Source organism: Rossellomorea vietnamensis, assembly GCF_008180415.1.
Lineage (GTDB): Bacteria > Bacillota > Bacilli > Bacillales > Bacillaceae_B > Rossellomorea > Rossellomorea vietnamensis_C.
Map to the genome: position 1 here is coordinate 136,513 of NZ_VTEI01000008.1, position 17,821 is coordinate 154,333.

General features: G+C 43.4%; 13 protein-coding genes. 12 read left to right on the top strand and 1 reads right to left on the bottom strand.

The window, feature by feature from the left end:
- The first annotated feature begins 266 nt into the window (after window positions 1–266).
- The 3 genes from FZC78_RS15985 (at window position 267) to FZC78_RS15995 (ending at window position 4,636) form a co-directional block, all read left to right on the top strand.
- Window positions 267–1,760, top strand: coding sequence for a coproporphyrinogen III oxidase (locus FZC78_RS15985; protein ID WP_148941081.1), 1,494 nt, complete (start codon window positions 267–269; stop codon window positions 1,758–1,760).
- 234 nt (window positions 1,761–1,994) lie between these two features.
- Entirely contained in the window at window positions 1,995–3,608 is a 1,614-nt protein-coding gene (locus FZC78_RS15990) for a long-chain fatty acid--CoA ligase (protein ID WP_148941083.1), read from the top strand.
- Between the two features lie 233 nt (window positions 3,609–3,841).
- The gene (locus FZC78_RS15995; protein WP_148941085.1) at window positions 3,842–4,636 is read left to right on the top strand and encodes an enoyl-CoA hydratase; all 795 of its coding nucleotides are present in this window, start codon (window positions 3,842–3,844) and stop codon (window positions 4,634–4,636) included.
- A 255-nt stretch (window positions 4,637–4,891) separates the two neighbouring features.
- Here the strand turns inward: FZC78_RS15995 and FZC78_RS16000 are convergent, their stop codons facing one another.
- Window positions 4,892–5,077, bottom strand: a complete 186-nt coding sequence (locus tag FZC78_RS16000) for a YhzD family protein (RefSeq protein WP_148941087.1) — start codon at window positions 5,075–5,077, stop codon at window positions 4,892–4,894.
- A 222-nt stretch (window positions 5,078–5,299) separates the two neighbouring features.
- Between FZC78_RS16000 and FZC78_RS16005 the strand changes: the two genes are divergently transcribed.
- From FZC78_RS16005 to FZC78_RS16045, 9 genes are all read left to right on the top strand, one after another.
- Entirely contained in the window at window positions 5,300–6,199 is a 900-nt protein-coding gene (locus tag FZC78_RS16005; protein WP_148941089.1) for an ABC transporter ATP-binding protein, read from the top strand.
- A complete protein-coding gene (locus tag FZC78_RS16010; RefSeq protein WP_148941091.1) occupies window positions 6,192–7,442 on the top strand; it encodes an ABC transporter permease in 1,251 nt (416 codons plus the stop codon). Before FZC78_RS16005 ends, FZC78_RS16010 begins: the two co-directional genes overlap by 8 nt.
- 632 nt (window positions 7,443–8,074) lie before the next feature.
- Window positions 8,075–8,260 carry a hypothetical protein gene (locus FZC78_RS16015; RefSeq protein ID WP_148941093.1) on the top strand — a complete coding sequence of 62 codons (186 nt, stop codon included), beginning with the start codon at window positions 8,075–8,077 and terminating at the stop codon, window positions 8,258–8,260.
- A gap of 78 nt (window positions 8,261–8,338) precedes the next feature.
- Entirely contained in the window at window positions 8,339–9,679 is a 1,341-nt protein-coding gene (locus FZC78_RS16020; RefSeq protein WP_148941117.1) for an NAD(P)/FAD-dependent oxidoreductase, read from the top strand.
- Window positions 9,680–10,596: 917 nt separating this feature from the next.
- On the top strand, window positions 10,597–11,826 hold the full coding sequence (locus FZC78_RS16025) for a metallophosphoesterase family protein (RefSeq protein ID WP_187444962.1): 1,230 nt from the start codon (window positions 10,597–10,599) through the stop codon (window positions 11,824–11,826).
- Between the two features lie 24 nt (window positions 11,827–11,850).
- Entirely contained in the window at window positions 11,851–14,823 is a 2,973-nt protein-coding gene (locus FZC78_RS16030) for an ATP-binding protein (protein ID WP_148941097.1), read from the top strand.
- 82 nt (window positions 14,824–14,905) lie between these two features.
- Window positions 14,906–16,111, top strand: a complete 1,206-nt coding sequence (locus FZC78_RS16035; protein WP_148941099.1) for an MFS transporter — start codon at window positions 14,906–14,908, stop codon at window positions 16,109–16,111.
- Between the two features lie 160 nt (window positions 16,112–16,271).
- Entirely contained in the window at window positions 16,272–17,213 is a 942-nt protein-coding gene (gene yhaM / locus FZC78_RS16040; RefSeq protein WP_148941101.1) for a 3'-5' exoribonuclease YhaM, read from the top strand.
- A 93-nt stretch (window positions 17,214–17,306) separates the two neighbouring features.
- On the top strand, window positions 17,307–17,486 hold the full coding sequence (locus FZC78_RS16045) for a sporulation YhaL family protein (protein ID WP_148941103.1): 180 nt from the start codon (window positions 17,307–17,309) through the stop codon (window positions 17,484–17,486).
- Window positions 17,487–17,821: the final 335 nt, after the last annotated feature.

Sequence of the window (17,821 nt, forward strand, 5' to 3'; positions counted from 1 at the left end):
GATAACGGCCCGCAAGACGAATTTACGGGCCAACGAGAAGACGAGCGCACAAGATAACGGCCCGCAAAACGATTTTACAGACCAACAAGAAGGAGAGATCACCAAGATAACGACTCCCCCGCCAAGTTCATGACAATAAAAGCCCCATACCACCAATACCCGCTACTCCCCAGCAGACGACACTCCTCCCTTTGTGTATTGACCATTCCCCCGTCCTTCTGTACACTAGAACAAGTTGAAAATCGATTTCTTGAAAGGTGATTATATTGAAAATTACATTCAGCGGTTTGAATGATGAACGCTTCAATCGTCCATTGCAGCTTATCGCCAATCTGTTTTTTGAAGAACCGGCGGTCAACCCTTTTCATAAGGAAAAAGGGAACCTTCATATAGAATTTAAATTAGAAAAGCTCAAGGATACCATTACAGCAGAAGCTGAACTGGAATCCGAAGATCAAAAGCATTCTTCCGAATACAAAAAAGAAGTTCCGCTGGAACAAACAGATAAAGAGAAATTCCGCAGTTTCAAAAATGGTCTTTCACATGTCTATTTGAACGTTTTGCAAGAATATACTGGAATCATTCAGCCTTGGGGGATCCTCACGGGCATCCGGCCGACCAAGCTGTTTCATAAAAGTATCAGAGAGGGCATGCCGCGGGAAGACATCCGCCGCAAACTGAAAGAAGATTATCTCATCACGGATGAAAAAATTGAATTGATGGAGAGAATCGTCGACAGGCAATTGTCGGTAGTCCCTGACCTCTATTCTCTTCAAAAAGAAGTCAGTATCTATATTGGAATCCCTTTTTGCCCGACCAAATGTGCTTACTGTACGTTCCCTGCCTATGCAATTCTGGGGAAACAGGGGAGAGTGGACTCATTCCTTTCCGGGTTGCATTATGAAATCCAGGAAACGGGGCGCTGGCTGAAGGAAAATGGTGTAAAAATCACGACGGTCTATTACGGCGGCGGGACACCAACCTCCATTACCGCTGAGCAAATGGATCTGCTGTATGAAGAAATGTACCGCTCGTTCCCGGATGTGGATGATATAAGAGAAGTTACTGTTGAAGCGGGACGCCCGGATACCATCTCTCCTGAAAAATTAGAGGTGCTGAATAAGTGGAACATCGACCGCATTTCCATTAATCCTCAGTCGTACACGAATGAAACTTTAAAAGCGATCGGAAGACATCATTCAGTAGAAGAGACGATTGAAAAGTTTCATCTGGCAAGGGAAATGGGAATGAAAAACATCAATATGGACTTGATTATCGGCTTGCCTGGTGAAGGTGTCGAAGAGTTCACCCACTCATTGAATGAGACAAAGAAACTGATGCCCGAGTCATTGACTGTTCACACTCTTTCTTTTAAAAGAGCCTCAGAGATGACAAGGAATAAAGAAAAATACAAAGTGGCAGGCAGAGAAGAGATTGAAAGAATGATGTCACTCGCGGATGAGTGGACACAAAAACATGATTACGCTCCTTATTATCTGTACCGCCAGAAAAACATCCTGGGCAATCTTGAGAATGTTGGCTATGCTCTTCCAGGGCAGGACAGCATCTACAACATCATGATCATGGAAGAAATGCAGACGATCATCGGCATCGGGTGCGGCGCTGCAAGTAAATTCATTGATCCTGAAACCGGAAAAATCACTCATTTCGCCAATCCTAAAGAGCCGAAAGCGTACAATGAAGGATTTAAAAACTATACAGAGAAGAAGCTGCAAATTCTGGATGAGCTTCTAAATTAACATATATTTAAAACGGTCCTCTCTCAGAGGGCCGTTTTACTTTATGCCAAGTCACAAGCCAGATTGAGACCGGGCAGTCACACATTATTTCTGCAGCATATATAAGGAATGGAATTATTTTCAGTAACTTTAAAGGGATTCGCTGATAAATATCGAATGAGAACAGTATAGCCAGGCATATATTCTAGTGAAGTAATTTGAAAGCGATTTCAAAAATGATGGGAGAGATGTCCAATGATGAATACTCCTTTGCTGCTTACACAAATGATTGAGCGTGCTGAAAAGTTTTACCCTAAGAAAGAAATCGTATCGCGGACAGACGGGGGTATCAACCGATTCACTTATAAAGAAATGGCTGCACGGACCCGCAGGCTGTCCAGTGCGCTCGAAAAGCTGGGTGTCAAGGAAGGCGAGAAGGTGGGGACACTTGCCTGGAACCACCATAGGCATTTAGAAGCCTATTTTGCCGTGCCTTGCAGCGGAGCTGTGCTTCACACAATCAACATCCGGCTTGCTCCACAGCATATCATATACATAATCAATCATGCGGAAGACAAGGTCCTGCTGATTGATTCCGACATTGTACCTTTAATTGAAAAAGTGAAGGACCAATTGAAAACAGTCGAAGCTTTTGTCATCATGACCGATAAAGAAGAACTCCCTGAAACCTCGCTGTCACCTGTGTACCATTATGAAGAACTTCTTGCAGAAGGAGATCCTAACCATAAACTCAGGGATGACCTCGATGAGAATGCTCCGGCGGGAATGTGCTATACAAGTGCAACAACTGGGAATCCAAAAGGAGTCGTCTACTCACACAGAGGTATCGTCCTTCACAGCATGGCTCTTGGCCTTGCCGATACGACAGGAGTATCTGAAAAAGATATTGCCCTGCCGGTGGTGCCGATGTTCCATGTAAATGCTTGGGGACTTCCATTTGCGGCAACTTGGTTCGGGACATCCCAAGTGCTGCCGGGACCTTATTTCACCCCTAAACTGCTGGCTGAATTGATGCAGGAAGAGAAAGTAACAATCACAGCCGGGGTCCCGACCATCTGGCTTGGTTTATTAAAAGAGCTTGATGAAAATGAGTATGACCTCTCCAGCCTGCGATCTATTCTTTGCGGAGGATCTGCTGCGCCGCTCGGTATGATCAAAGCGTTTGAAGAAAAACATGGCATACCTTTCATGCATGCATATGGAATGACGGAGACCAGTCCGCTGGCAGTGGTGACAGGTGAAAAGAGTTATATGGAAGAGTGGGATAAAGAGGAAAAATATAATGTGAAAGCCAAACAGGGTATCCTTGTACCAGGATTAGAAATGAAAATCATCGGTAAGGATGGAGAAGTTTCCTGGGATGGAAGGGAAATGGGCGAACTTACATTAAGAGGGCCATGGATTGCTTCGGAGTACTATAAAGATGAACGGACGGAGGACGCGTTCAGGGATGGCTGGCTGTATACAGGAGATGTAGTCACGGTGGATGAAGAAGGTTTCATTAAAATTGTCGACCGAACGAAAGATTTGGTTAAGTCGGGTGGAGAGTGGATTTCAAGCGTTGATTTGGAAAATGCTTTGATGGCTCATGAAAGTATATTTGAAGCGGCAGTGGTTGCCGTACCGCACCCTGAATGGCAGGAACGCCCAGTAGCCTGCGTGGTCCTGAAAGAAGGAGACCACCAGAATACGACGAAAGAGGAAATCTATGCTTTCCTTCAACCGCAATTCGCCAAATGGTGGCTGCCTGACGAGATTTTGTTCTTTGAAGAGATTCCTAAAACCTCGGTCGGAAAGTTCTTAAAGAGAGCCCTGCGTGATCAGGTAAAAGACCGGGTCGGACAATAAAGTATAAGAGCACAAAAGCGGGAAGCCGGGAGTCTGCCGGCTTTCTCTTTTTTAAAAAGACCGTTTTCACAAGCATTGCTGCTGTTGATAAATTCGATTTCCGCTCATGCCGAATGAAATGGCCTTGCGTTTTTTATGTAAGCATAAATTGATATTTTTAAAAGATAATTTGGTATAATTTTAATAGAATATTTTAAAAATTTGGAACTCAAGCGAGCAAGGGGTGTTTTTTCATGAATGTAAATGCACTGTATGAGACTATTAAACTTGAAAAGAGCGGGAAGATCGCAACGGTGATATTGAACCGGCCCAAGTCATTGAATGCCATGAATCCGCAAATGATGAGGGAGCTCAAGAACTGTCTGAAGGAAGTCGAGAAAGATGATGATATCTTGGTTTTGGTTCTAAGAGGGGAAGGAAAGGGGTTCTCTTCAGGAGGGGATATCAAAGAAATGCTGAATCTTGGCGGAGAACAGGAGTTTTCAGAGATTATGGAGGTCATCAGCGAGCTGGCCATGACGCTCTACACGATGAAAAAATTGACGATCACCGGTATACATGGGGCTGCAGCCGGCTTGGGGCTGAGCATGGCGCTGGCCACCGATTATATCATCTGCGAGGAAGACAGCAAGCTGGCGATGAATTTCATAGGTATAGGCCTTATCCCGGATGGTGGAGGACACTTTTTCCTTGAGGAACGCCTGGGCACCGGCAGGGCGAAGAAGCTTATGTGGACAGGAAAGGTGATTGAAGGGCAGGAAGCCCTGATGAAGAAGCTTGTGGATGAAGCCATTCCATCGGGCAAACTCGACAGAGCCATTGAAAAATATATCACTGAATGTCTGCAGAAGCCTTTGATGTCGATTATTGAATCCAAATCCATTTATGCACAAATGAACAGAGACCGGCTTGAGAAAGCTTTGGAGCTGGAAAAAGCAGGACAGTGGAAAATGAGGCAGACACATGATCACCAAGAAGGCATAAGAGCATTTGTTGAAAAGCGGGTTCCGCAATTTAAAGGCAAATGAATATGTAAACCTTTTATTATAGTTACAGCTTATAAAGGATAAAGAAACGTCCTGTGAACTGATTAACACAGGACGTTTCTTTGGATTATTATTGAGGAATCCATTATGTGTTGGAGGACAAGCGAATGATGATTCTCATCCTTTACACGTCACGAAAAATAATGAAAACTAAAAACGCACTGAAGCATGTGCAGCTCAGTGCGTCCTGATTTTACTTTACATGTCAGCTGCTTAAAATAGCATATCCCGGGGAATCTATGGGTGAAATAAAACTAATTTGCCAAGAGGTGAAGCACATCGGTGAGTGTGATCCTCATATCCTTTTTCTTCAAGAATCCCTTTTCCGATTTTTTTTGCTTCATCATCTGTTGCTGCCTCAAAGGAGTCTTCGTAAATATTTTCCCCTGTTTGTTCGAAAACCGTAAGTTTATAAACCTTCATGTCTCTATCCCCTTTTTAAAAATTCTGATAGTTACTATTATTCTTGCATAATTTTAATGAATAATAAAGCTTTTGCAATGATGAAATTTTTCTTTTTTTATTGATAAACGAATCTTTTTCACTATACATTCGTATTAAGAAGGTGGAGAATCTAACACGAGGTAATAAATAGAATAGCGGAAGGCTGCTGTTCTAATTGGAAAGCAAAGGGGAGGAAAGAGCATGGTATTATCATTGAACAATGTAACGAAGCGATTCGGGAAGTTCACTGCAGTGGATGATTTATCGATCAGCATACCGGAAAAAGAGATGTTTGGTTTCTTGGGGGGAAATGGTGCTGGCAAAACGACCACTTTCAGGATGATCCTCGGGCTGCTTGATCCGAGTGCGGGAACCATTACCTGGAATGGCAAAAAAATTGATTACTCAACTAGTCCGGAAATTGGCTACCTTCCGGAAGAACGCGGTTTGTATCCGAAGATGAAAGTAAATGACCAAATCATTTACCTCGCCCGCTTGAGAGGAATGGATAAACGAGAAGCTGAAAAAGAACTGGAGTACTGGTTAGAACGCTTCAACGTTCCTGAATATAAAACCAAGAAAGTGGAGGAGTTATCTAAAGGGAATCAGCAAAAGATCCAGTTGATCGCTTCCATTATACATAAGCCGAAATTATTGATTCTCGATGAGCCTTTCAGCGGCCTTGACCCCGTCAATGTGGAGCTGCTGAAGGATGCGGTTGCTGATATCAAGGAAAGCGGAACAACAATCGTGTTTTCAAGCCATCGGATGGAACATGTAGAAGAGCTTTGTGAAAACCTCTGTATCATGCATAAAGGGACTCCGGTAGTGCATGGAGGATTAAAAGAAATCAAGCGTTCGTTCGGTAAGAAGAACGTGACGATCCATGCGGATTACGATTTGAGTTTTCTGCAAACACTTTCCGGAGTTACTAAGACAAAGAAAACGACAGAGGGAATCCAGCTTCAGGTCCAATCCGAAGATATTGCACAGGATGTTTTCAACGAAGTGGTCAAGAGAGGCTTCGTCCGCAAGTTTGAACTGGAGGAGCCGTCCTTGAATGATATTTTCATTGAGAAAGTAGGTACTTCATATGAATAATTTTTTCTTGATCCTCGGCCAATCATACCTGAATAAATTGAAGGCAAAATCATTTATCATCACCACCCTCATTGTGGCGGCAGGCATTTTTTTGCTGGCCAACTTGCAGGGGATCATCGAAGGCTTCAGCGGGGATGAACAGGATGTGGTTGCTGTTGTTGATGAAACAGGTGAGTTGTTCAGCCCCTTCTCCGCTCAATTGAGCACAATGAATGAAGAACTGGAATTAGAACAAACGAGTGAAAGTGAAGAGAGCTTGAAGGAAAGTACAGAAGAAGGGACCTATGATGGATACCTGATTCTTTCCGAAGATGAAAACGGCTTGCCGCAAGGAATCTATAAGTCTGAGTCGATTTCCGCTTCTTCACTGGCAAATGATCTGCAGAATGCTCTCCAGGGAATCAAATCATCAAGGGCTGCTGAAAACCTGGAACTGTCACCTGAAGAGCTGGCTTCATTAAGTGCACCAGTTTCCTTTGAGAGGGAAGCGCTGGTAGAGGGGGCTAAATCTGAAGAAGAATTGAATCAGGCACGAGGAATTGTGTATCTTCTGTTATTCTTTATCTACATTTCGGTCATTGTCTATGCCAATATGATCGCAATGGAAGTGGCAACGGAAAAATCATCCCGTGTGATGGAAATCTTGATCTCAAGTGTTTCTCCGGTAAAGCAGATGTTCGCGAAAATTTTGGGAATCGGCCTGGTCGGCTTGACTCAACTGTCGATATTATTGGGAGTCGGGTACTTTGCCCTGACAAGCAAAGCAGATTCCGAAATGGGAGGAATAATGGAATTTTTCGGATTGAATGAAATCCCTGTGGGCATTATCATCTATGCCATCCTGTTCTTCCTTCTTGGCTACTTCCTGTATGCGACTTTAGCGGCACTTCTAGGCTCCCTTGTCAGCAGGATTGAAGATGTCCAGCAAATGGTCATGCCGATGACCTTCCTGATCATGATCGGCTTCTTCATTGCCTTTTATGGACTAGGCAATCCTGAGGCTGGATTCATTACGGCGGCTTCGTATATTCCATTCTTCACTCCAATGGTCATGTTCCTGCGTGTAGGGATGCTCAATATAGCTGTCTGGGAACCTATCCTCGGTATTGCTGTCCTTGTTCTCTCCATTCTGATTTTGGGCTGGTTCGGAGCACGAATCTACCGGGGCGGTGTATTGATGTATGGCAAGTCAAATTCTTACAAAGATATTAAAAAAGCCTTGGAGTTAACGAAGAAAAATTAATGTTTAGGCAGTTTCTCCTTTGAGCAGGGGAACTGCCTTTTTTATTTAGGCTGTATTCGCATACTTGTTGCTTTCGGGAAAATCCCAAGAGCCGGACTTTTCCCCGTATACTAAGGGCTTTCTCTCAAATCCGAGAGAGCAGCTCTTTTCTTTTGCTGGTTACGAGGTTATTCCGGTGAATTATGGTTATTTTTTTCGGAATTAATCTGAAAAAACAACAAAGTTTACGAAAAGAGCCTTTATTTAAGACTGTTTTCGCAAAGATTGTGGGTGTGGAAAAGTAATGGATTTCCACACCAATCCCTACTTGAAAGGGCAGAAACGCAAGTAGCCATCGAAAAGCAAAATCTTTTAGAAAAGAGCCATATATAATGAATGGAAATATTGGCGGGTCATTTCCTTTGAGAGGTTAAAGCCGGCCGGTCATTGATTTTGGTGATGCATCTCTTATTTAAGGAAGGCAAAGCAGGTATTCGTTTGTCTAAAGCGAACATTTAAGTGATGAAGGATTTTTTGTACCCCCTTGAGTGTGCCGGTCTGAGGGGGCTGTCTAACAAATGATTTCCAAGGATGCGGTGCAGTCAGTTGATCTCTCTAGCAGCATTATCTTCGGAGAAAAAGGTGGTTAACTCGTGGAAGCAATAATAGTAGGAATGATTTATTTATTTTTAATCCTGGGCTTTTACTTTGTGATAAAGAAAGCAGTGGCAGAGGGAATTGATTCTTCTCGTGAAATCAAGAAGTTGAGAAGTGAACTCAGGTTGTTGAACAAGGAACTGAAAAAAGAAACTGGAAATAAAATAGATAAAAAAATATGAGTAAAGGGTGCTCCTTGTGAGAGAAGCATCAGCAACTGGGAATGAATCAGAAAGGAAGTGTGGTTTGTGAAGGACAGCTTGTATGACGTTACTATCATTGGAGCAGGTGTGAGCGGCATTTTCACAGCTTATCAGTTATTAAAAGAGAATGAGAATACCAACATACATATTATAGATCTGGGTAAGAAACTGGAGGAGCGCGTCTGCGGCCTCGATAATGGAGGCCCTTGTACTTGCGGAGAAATCTGCTCAAAATACATAGGGTTTGCCGGTCTGGGAAAATCAGAGGGAAAATTCAATTACACCAATGATTTTGGAGGAGAACTTGGCAGGAAAATCGGAAAAGAGCACGCAATGGAACTGATGAAGGAAGTGGATGAAATTCTGTGTGAGTTTGGTGGAGGAGTTGTGGAGACGTATAATACCCTTAATGAGGAGCTTTCTGCCAGGGCTGAGCAGTATAAATTCAGAGTTCTCTCCACTACTGTCCGTCATCTCGGAACTCAGTTGGCACAAAAGGTTTTTCAAGGAATCTATGAGTTTTTAAAAGAGAAAGCCGATTTGACCTTTGAAACAAGGATCGAATCGATTACACGTAATTCTGAAGGATTTCAATTAAGCTCAGAGGATAGACATTTTCCTACCAGGAAGCTGGTGATGGCTACAGGGATGAGCGGAAGCAGGTGGCTGAAGCACCAGACAGAATCGCTTGGGCTTTTTCCAGGAGAAACAAGGCTTGATTTGGGCCTGCGTGTGGAAATGAAAGGCAGCCAGCTGGATGCGATCCTGAAGGAAACCTTTGAAACGAAACTGACCTATTTGGGGGATTCTTATACGGCGACAACCTATTGCATGAACCCACAAGGAAGGATCATCCGGAAACATCAGCATGGGCTGGTCATGCCGGATGGCCAGAATGTAAGGGAGAAGGAGACACCCAGTCACAATCTGAATTTTACATTGTTTGTCCCAAGGTACTTCAGTACACAGGGCGAAGCACAGGAGTATGCTGAATCTGTCATCCAAAAGATTAATAGAGGAACGGACAGGATCGTTGTACAGAGATTGGAAGATTTAAAATCCGGTCGAATCACAAACGACTTAAGTCGAAATAGCATCCTGCCGACTTTGTCAGCGGATTACGGAAATGTAATAGAGGAAGTTCCCTGTCTGTATACCAGGGCGCTGCTTGAGATGTTATCCTCGCTTGAAGGTCTGCTGGGTGAAAGGATTCATGGCGACACGTTGATTTACGGAATCGATGCCAAATTTTATGAGCCGAAATTATTTACGAACACATTTTTTGAAAGTGAAGTCTCTGGCTTGTATCTCATTGGAGATTGTTCAGGAGAAACGCATTCTTTATCGCAGGCCGCAGCAAGTGGTATTTGGCTGGGTAAACATTTGGGGTTAGGATAAGGACCGGTCCATTAAATTTACATACTCAGCGAATCTTTTTTAAGGAAATTTTGTTGGTGAGATTCACTTAATGGTGCATCAAGGCAAGCACCTCACGGCAAGATGGAGAAGAAGAGGTCGGCAATCCCGCCCTTTGGGTACATGATCAGTGTGAAACAGCGAAGAAGATGTATCCAATCTCGCCCTTTGGGTACATGATCAGTATGAAACAGTGAAGAAGATGTCCCCAATCCGGCCCTTTGGGTACATTATCTGAGTAAAACAGTGAAGAAGATGTCTCCAATCCACCCCTTTGGGTACATGAGTGTGGCAAGATGGCGGAGAAGATGTATCCAAGCAAGCCCTTTGGGTACATGATCAGTGTGAAGCAGTGAAGAAGATGTATCCAATCCACCCCTTTTGGTACATGATCAGTGTGAAGCAGGGAAGAAGATGTACCCAAGCAAGCCCTTAGGGTACATGATCAGTGTGAAGCAGGGAAGAAGATGTACCCAAGCAAGCCCTTAGGGTACATGATCAGTGTGAAACAGCGAAGAAGATGTCGCCAATCCGGCCCTTTGGGTGCATGATCAGTGTGAAACAGCGAAGAAGATGTCCCCAATCCAGCATCTTTATGACATCTTGTATATTCACATGATAGATTGCAAGTGTGATTGAGGAAAAAAGTGAGTTGAACGAACGGAAAGAAGATGAAATCACTCATGATTTCATCTTCTTTATTTGATTTTTTCACTAGAACAGAGACCACCTGAGGCAGAAACCACGGCAATGAAAACTTGAAAGCGCATGGCCGGTAACTGTTAAAAAACCGATTAATAAGAATATCCCCGCCCATCCTTATTTTTTGATGAAAAGTAGTCTATAATGAAAGAATAAGAGAACGTGCATTCGTATCGAATGAAAGAAGGGTTGATTCTGTGAACAAAGTAACATTTATACATACGGCCGACCTGCATTTAGACAGTCCTTTCAAGGGATTGAAGCATTTTCCGGAGGAGCTGTTTCAGAGGGTGCAGAACAGCACTTTTGCCTCTTTTGAGAGAATTGTTGAGCATGCAGTAAAGCGGAAGGTGGATTTCTTCATCATATCAGGGGACCTGTATGATGAAGAAGATAGAAGCATCCGGGCTCAAGCCAGATTAAAAAGACAATTTCAGCGGCTGGACGAAGCCGGCATTGCGGTATATATCATCCATGGAAATCATGATTATCTAGGAAATTACTGGTCGCATTTAGAGATGCCTGACAATGTTAAAGTGTTTGGGGCAGAGGTGGAGGAAGTCATCCATCCAACCAATGGGGGAAGGGAGGTCCACTTATACGGTTTCAGTTATGATAAACGCCATGTGCTGGAACGGAAAGCCGCTGGGTATCCTCCTGCCCGGAAGGATGGAGATATTCATATTGGCCTCCTTCATGGAAGCGAAGCAGGGGAGACATCTGCTCACGAGCCTTACGCTCCATTCAGCTTAACGGAACTCAAGGAGAAAAACTACGACTATTGGGCACTTGGGCATATACATGTCCGCCAGCTGCTTTCTGCTTCCCCGCCGATTGTGTATCCCGGGAATATACAAGGCAGGCACCGAAAAGAAACGGGGCCGAAGGGCTGTTATGCTGTGACAATCGAGAATGAAGAAGCAGAACTTGAATTCATCGAGACGCAGGAAATCCTGTGGGAAAAAACCTCTATCTCCTTGAAGGAAGAGACAAAGCTGAGCCAGGTTTTTGAACTGTGCAAGTCTGAAATGGAAAGATTCCGAAGAGAGGGAGGCACCTTTTTGGAGATTGAACTCACAGATATAGAAAAAATAGGTGCTGAGGTTCTACAGAAAATCCAGAGCGGAGAAATTTTGGAAGCGTTCCAGGATGGTGAGGAGTACCAGGAGGATTTTGTCTGGGTGCACTCCTTAAGAATCAAGGAAAACACCGGGGTTGGTTATATTGAAGGACAGGAAACATTCCTGAATGAAATGATTCAAAACATCCAGGGCTGGGATGATCAGAGCTGGGACGAGGCTTCCTCAGTATTATTTCTTCATCCCCAGGCGCACCGCTATATTGATTCACTTCAACCTGAAGAAAAGGAAGAGATCAAAGAGGCTGTGCTATCAATGCTGCAAACTTCTTTCTCCTATAAAGATTAATAATGAATAGAGGAGGTGATATCAATGAGGATCACTGACATACATATTTACGGTTTTGGAAAATTGGAGAACTTTGAACTGAAGGACCTGAGTGGCTTTTCTATTCTCTATGGAGAGAATGAAGCAGGAAAGTCTACGATCATGGCCTTCATTCATGGTGTACTATTCGGTTTCCCTACAAAACAGCAATCCCAGCAGAGGTATGAGCCGAAGACGCATGCCAAATATGGCGGGAAATTGACATTGATATTAGATGACGGCCATTCACTTACAATAGAGAGAATCAAGGGAAAAGCAGCAGGAGATGTGACTCTGTTTTATGAGGACGGATCAACTGGCGGTGAGGAAGAATTGAAGAGAGTATTGAAAGGCCTGGATAAGGCGGCCTTTCAAGGAATTTATTCGTTTAATATCCATGGACTTCAGGAGATTTCCAATCTGAAGGAAGAGGATATCAACCGTTATCTTTTAAGCTCAGGGATGACTGGCACTGATGCACTCTTCAAGTTGGAAGAGCAATGGCAGAAGGAACTTGACAGGTTATTCAAAAAGTCGGGAAAGAAACCTGAAATCAATCAAAAAGTGTTGGAAATCAAACATAGTGAATTACAGTTAAAAAAAGCCAAAGAGAAAAATGAGGCTTTTACTCTGTTACTTGAAAAAAAGAACAGAGCGGAAGAAGCGTTGTCAGATTTTCGTAAAGAATCTGACCGAAAAGCAGAAGAAGTAAATCGCATTGAAGCACTTGAAAATTCTTGGCAGGATCTCTGCGAGTATCAGAACATAAAAGACAGGTTATCCCAATTGGAGAACCTTCATTCTTTTCCAGTAAACGGTCTGCAGCGCTTTGAAAAATGGCAAAGCCAGCATGTTCACCAAAAATCGGCCTTGGAAGTCACTCGTACTCGTTTAGCCGAACTGAATAAATCTTTAGACGAAAGTAAACCCGATGATACTCTTATTGATCGGACTGCCCTGTTCACGAGCATCCTTGAAAAAAGGGAGTTATACATAAGATGGCAGGACCAGGGTGCAGACCTGGAGCGTAAACTCACTGGCATCAAAGCTAAAAGAGACCAATTGATGAGGGAGTTGAATTTAGAAGATTTCGATTCTATCAAAGAGGTCCAATTGGATATAGTCATGAAAGACAGAGTAAAAAGCATAGAAGATTCCTTTTATAAACTGCAACTGAAAAAGGAAACTGTTATTGAAGCATTGCAAGAAGAAAAAAAGCAGCTGAGATTCCTGGAAGAACGCTGTGGGGAAATCGAAGAAAGTCTTCTGGAAGAAACCAGCTATCAGGAGCTTCAAAAGAATGTAAGGGAAAGCAAAGAAGCAGATACCTTAAAGATTCAATACGAACTAGTTCAAGAACAACTTAAAGAGAATAAAGATAAACTGTCTAAAAGAAGTAAAAAAGGCTCTGCTATTTTAGTTAGTTCAGCTTTCTCAATCCTAACCGGACTTATGGTATGGTTCCTGTCGGATTCGTTACTAGCGGCTGCAGCAGTCTTCCTCATAGTCTTATCTGCTATAACTCTCTTCGTGAATTTACAGTCGAATAAAGACGGCAGTGATTATTATCGGCAGTTGAAGGACAAGGCAGAAAGTCTTCGTGAAAAACTGGATGCACAAGCCGGCGGAGAGGGAGAGCAGAACAGGAAGTTATTGAAGGAACAAACAGAATTAAGAGAGAACTGGAAACAATGGGTTTTGAAATTAGAGAACACAGAACATCGATTCCTAAAACTCCAAGAAGAACAGAAAGACTTATTCGTACAGGAAGAAAGGCTGCAGGAAAGGTTTCAAGATCTGGCAGGGGAGTTGCAGCTTTCACCTGATATGCCATGGAAACTGCTTGGTGAAGCTTTTGTGAGGCTCAAAGAATTAGCAGGACTATATGAAGAGGAGCATGAAGCATCTGATGCTTACAGAAACCTTCAGGAGAAGGTCTTACTTTTCTCCAAGGAGATTGAGGAAGCTGTGGAAGGTACGATAATACAATTCACAGTGATTGAAGATACCTTATTGAGGATGAAAGATGCACTTGCTCTCAATGAAAAAAAATCCTTGTCCTGCAACCAAATGCTGAAACAGCGGGATGAAACGATTAAAGAATTTGAGTTCATCCAAGCACAGGTGACCTCGATTCATAGGGAATTGAAGGAGCTGTTGGCGGCAGCGGGTGCCGAGACTGAAGAAGAGTTCAGGCACAGAGCGGAATTAAAAAATGAAAGGCAATCCCTGGAACAACAGGAGAAAATCCTGTTTAACAGGCTGGGAGGAAAATTGATTCAAGAATTCAATCTGCAGAAAGAGAAGAGTCATGAACTGTCGAAAATAAAAAGCAGCCTGAAAGAAGAAATCGCAGATTTGAAACAGAAGACACACAAAGAAAATGAAAGTCTTGCAGAAATGGTTTATGAAATCTCAGTGTTGGAAGAAGGAGAATCATACACCAGGCTGTTGTATAAATATCATGAGCAAAAAGCCGAATTAAATGAATTATCCAGAGAGTGGATGAAGTTCTCGTTGGCCCGGTCCGCTCTCAATAAGACAATGGAAGAGTATAAAAAAGAAAAACTTCCAAAGGTGATTGAAACGGCAGAGAAATACTTTCAATTGCTGACCAATGGGGAATATCACAAAATCCGATCCAACAAAGAGAAGTATTTCACCATTGAAAGAAAAGACGGCGTCACTTTCACTCCTGACGAACTCAGCCAAGGAACAAAAGAACAATTATATATTGCGATAAGGTTCGCTTTGGTAAGGATACTGAAAGATGTTCACTCAATGCCGGTGATCATTGATGATGGCTTTGTCAATTTTGATGAAAAAAGAACAGAAGCAGTCCTGAGGCTGATGAAGGAATTCAAAGGCGAGATCCAAGTACTGTTCTTCACCTGCCATTCCCATATTGTCAGGAAACTAGAAAGCAATGAAGTCATTAATTTAAATAAAGAGAGGCTGGCTGCAGCCGGGGAACATTAACAGGGCGAAGGCATTAGTAAATCTCACTCTTTTTCGGTACAATACGGAGTAGCACAAAGGAATGACAGAAAGGAAATACACTATGGATCGTAAAGAAGGATGGACTCAGGCAAGGGGTCCTTTAGCCTTATTAAGCTTCAATCTATTCATCATCATGGTTGGAATCGGATTGGTAATTCCAATCCTTCCATTTTATGTTGAAAAATTCAACGCGAATGCACAAGTGCTTGGAGCCCTCGTGGCAGTATTTGCTTTCATGCAATTTTTATTTGCTCCCGTTTGGGGGAGGCTTTCTGACAGGGTTGGCCGTAAGCCGCTCATCACGATCGGTTTAATCGGGTTCGCCATCGCTGAATTTGTCTTCGCGTTTGCTTCCGGTTTGTGGATGCTGTTTGTTTCAAGGATACTTGCAGGTATTTTTGGCTCTGCCTTGATGCCGACTGCCATGGCTTATGTCTCTGATGTTACGGAACCAGAGAAGCGCGGACAGGGTATGGGAATCTTGGGGGCAGCAATGGGAATGGGGATTGTCATTGGTCCGGGAATCGGAGGATGGCTTGCGGAATACGACCTTTCCTATCCTTTCCTGTTTGCCGGGATTGCCGCATCCATTGCGGCGGTTGTATCGATTTTGATTCTTCCGGAATCTTATACAAAGGAAATGCGTGCACAGGAAGAGCCTGAAGAGAAAGAGAACCAGTTTATACTCATGAAAAAAGCACTTGGAAGCCCGGTTGGCTTTCTGCTCGTACTTGTCTTCATCATGAGCTTCGGCCTCGCTAACTTTCAGGCAATCTTCAGCTATTATGCCCTCGAACGATACGGCTACGGCCCGCAGGAAGTGGGATTCATCATCCTGGTGATAGGATTGATCGGGACCGTGGTACAGGGCTTTGGAGTCGGAAAAATGACCCAATGGCTTGGAGATCAAAAGGTTGTGACCATATCACTCCTCATCAGTGCATTTGGTTTTGTCATCATGACGCTTGCTCCTAATATGGTCTGGGTCCTGATTACGACAGCGGTCTTTTTTGTCGGGAACTCCATGCTGCGCCCTTCATTGAATTCCCTGATTTCAAAGCTTGCTGGTAAAAGGCAGGGGATGGTCATGGGGCTGAACAACTCTTTCTTGAGCCTCGGGAATGTAGCAGGACCATTGATCGCCGGAACACTGTTTGAATGGAATATCCATATTCCTTATCTCTTCGGTGCTGTTATCATGATTATCGGCCTGATTTCAACGAAGGTATGGATAGCGAAAAAAGGGAAAGCTGACGCAGCAGGCTGACTCAGCAAAGACAGCAGGAGGAACTTCATCCTGCTTGTCTTTTTTAGAGGTTCTTTTCACATTTCTATGAGTCAATCAAATTATGGCAAAGCCTTTCCTGTCAGCCTTAGATTGAGATTATGGTATACTAGCAGAAACAAGAGAAATGGGAGGAGTAAGAATGTCAGGGATTGCTCAATATGATGTCGGCTCATCAGTTGAATTATTCATGCTGATCAAGCAGACGACAAAAGGAACAACCAACACAGGCAAACCATTTTTAACTTTGATTCTGCAGGACAAAAGCGGTGATATCGAGGCGAAACTGTGGGATGCCAGCGAGCAGGACGAAGTCAATTTTCAGCCGGAAACGATTGTGAAGGTCTCCGGTGATGTTCAAAGCTACAGGGGCAAGAGCCAGCTTAGAATCAGGCAGATTAAACCAAGTTCTCCTGGGGATGGCCTTGAAATAGGAGATTTCCTTCAGACTGCGCCTTTGAGCATTGATGAAATGAGCAGTAAAATCACTCAATACATTTTTGAAATGAAAAACCCGAACATACAGCGGATCACCAGGCACCTATTGAAGAAATATCAAAAGCCGTTTTTAGAGTATCCAGCTGCAACAAAAAACCATCATGAGTTTGTTTCGGGCCTTGCCTACCATGTGGTATCAATGCTGGACTTGTCCAAGTCCATTGCATCCCTTTACCCATCCCTTGATACGGACTTGCTATATGCAGGGGTCATCCTTCATGATCTTGGAAAAGTATTTGAACTATCAGGCCCTACATCGACGGTCTATACAGTGGAAGGCAACTTACTTGGCCATATTTCCATAATGATTAATGAAATTGGAAAAGCATCTGAAGAACTGGGGATAAAAGGGGAAGAAGTCATGATTCTTCAGCACTTGGTCCTCTCTCATCACGGAAAAGCCGAGTGGGGAAGCCCAAAACCGCCGATGATTAAAGAAGCCGAAATCCTGCATTATATCGATAATATCGATGCAAAAATGAACATGCTGGATAAAGTGCTTGAAAAAACAAAGCCGGGAGAATATACGGAAAGGGTATTTGCCCTCGATAACCGTTCTTTCTACAAACCGACTTTTCATAACTGATCAGCAGAAATGACTTTCATTTGAAAGTCATTTTTTTTATTTCTCCACATATATTTGGAATAGTAGGACAAACAGTGGAGGGGATATATAATTATGACGTTGCCTATTTGGATGTATTTCATTGTAGCAGGTATCTTCGTCAGTGCTTACATGGCCATGAAATCAGCTAAAGAAGATAGAGAAGTGGAAAATGAATGGATTGAGCAGGAAGGGGAGGTCTACATTAAACGGATGGAGAATGAGAAAGAAAAACGCCGCCAGCCATCTGTCTGAATTATAAACACCGATATGGCTAGTAAAAGGGAAGCACTAAAAAGTGCTTCCCTTTGGTGTTGTGCGCCTGGCATGGGTGCAATCTATAGGGTGTAAGTCCCGAACTGTGAAGGCAGAAGTAGCAGTTAGCTTAACGCAAGGGTGTCCATGGTGACGTGGAATCTGAAGGAAGCGAGCGGCAAACCTCCGGTCTGAGGAACACGAACTTCATAAGAGGCTAGTATTGTTGGACGAGTTTGCAACACAAAACAAAGTCCTTTCTGCCGAAAGCAATACAAAGTAAATGAAGCAGATAGGTGGAGGGAAAGATTGTACTTTTACCCAGGGAGGTCTGA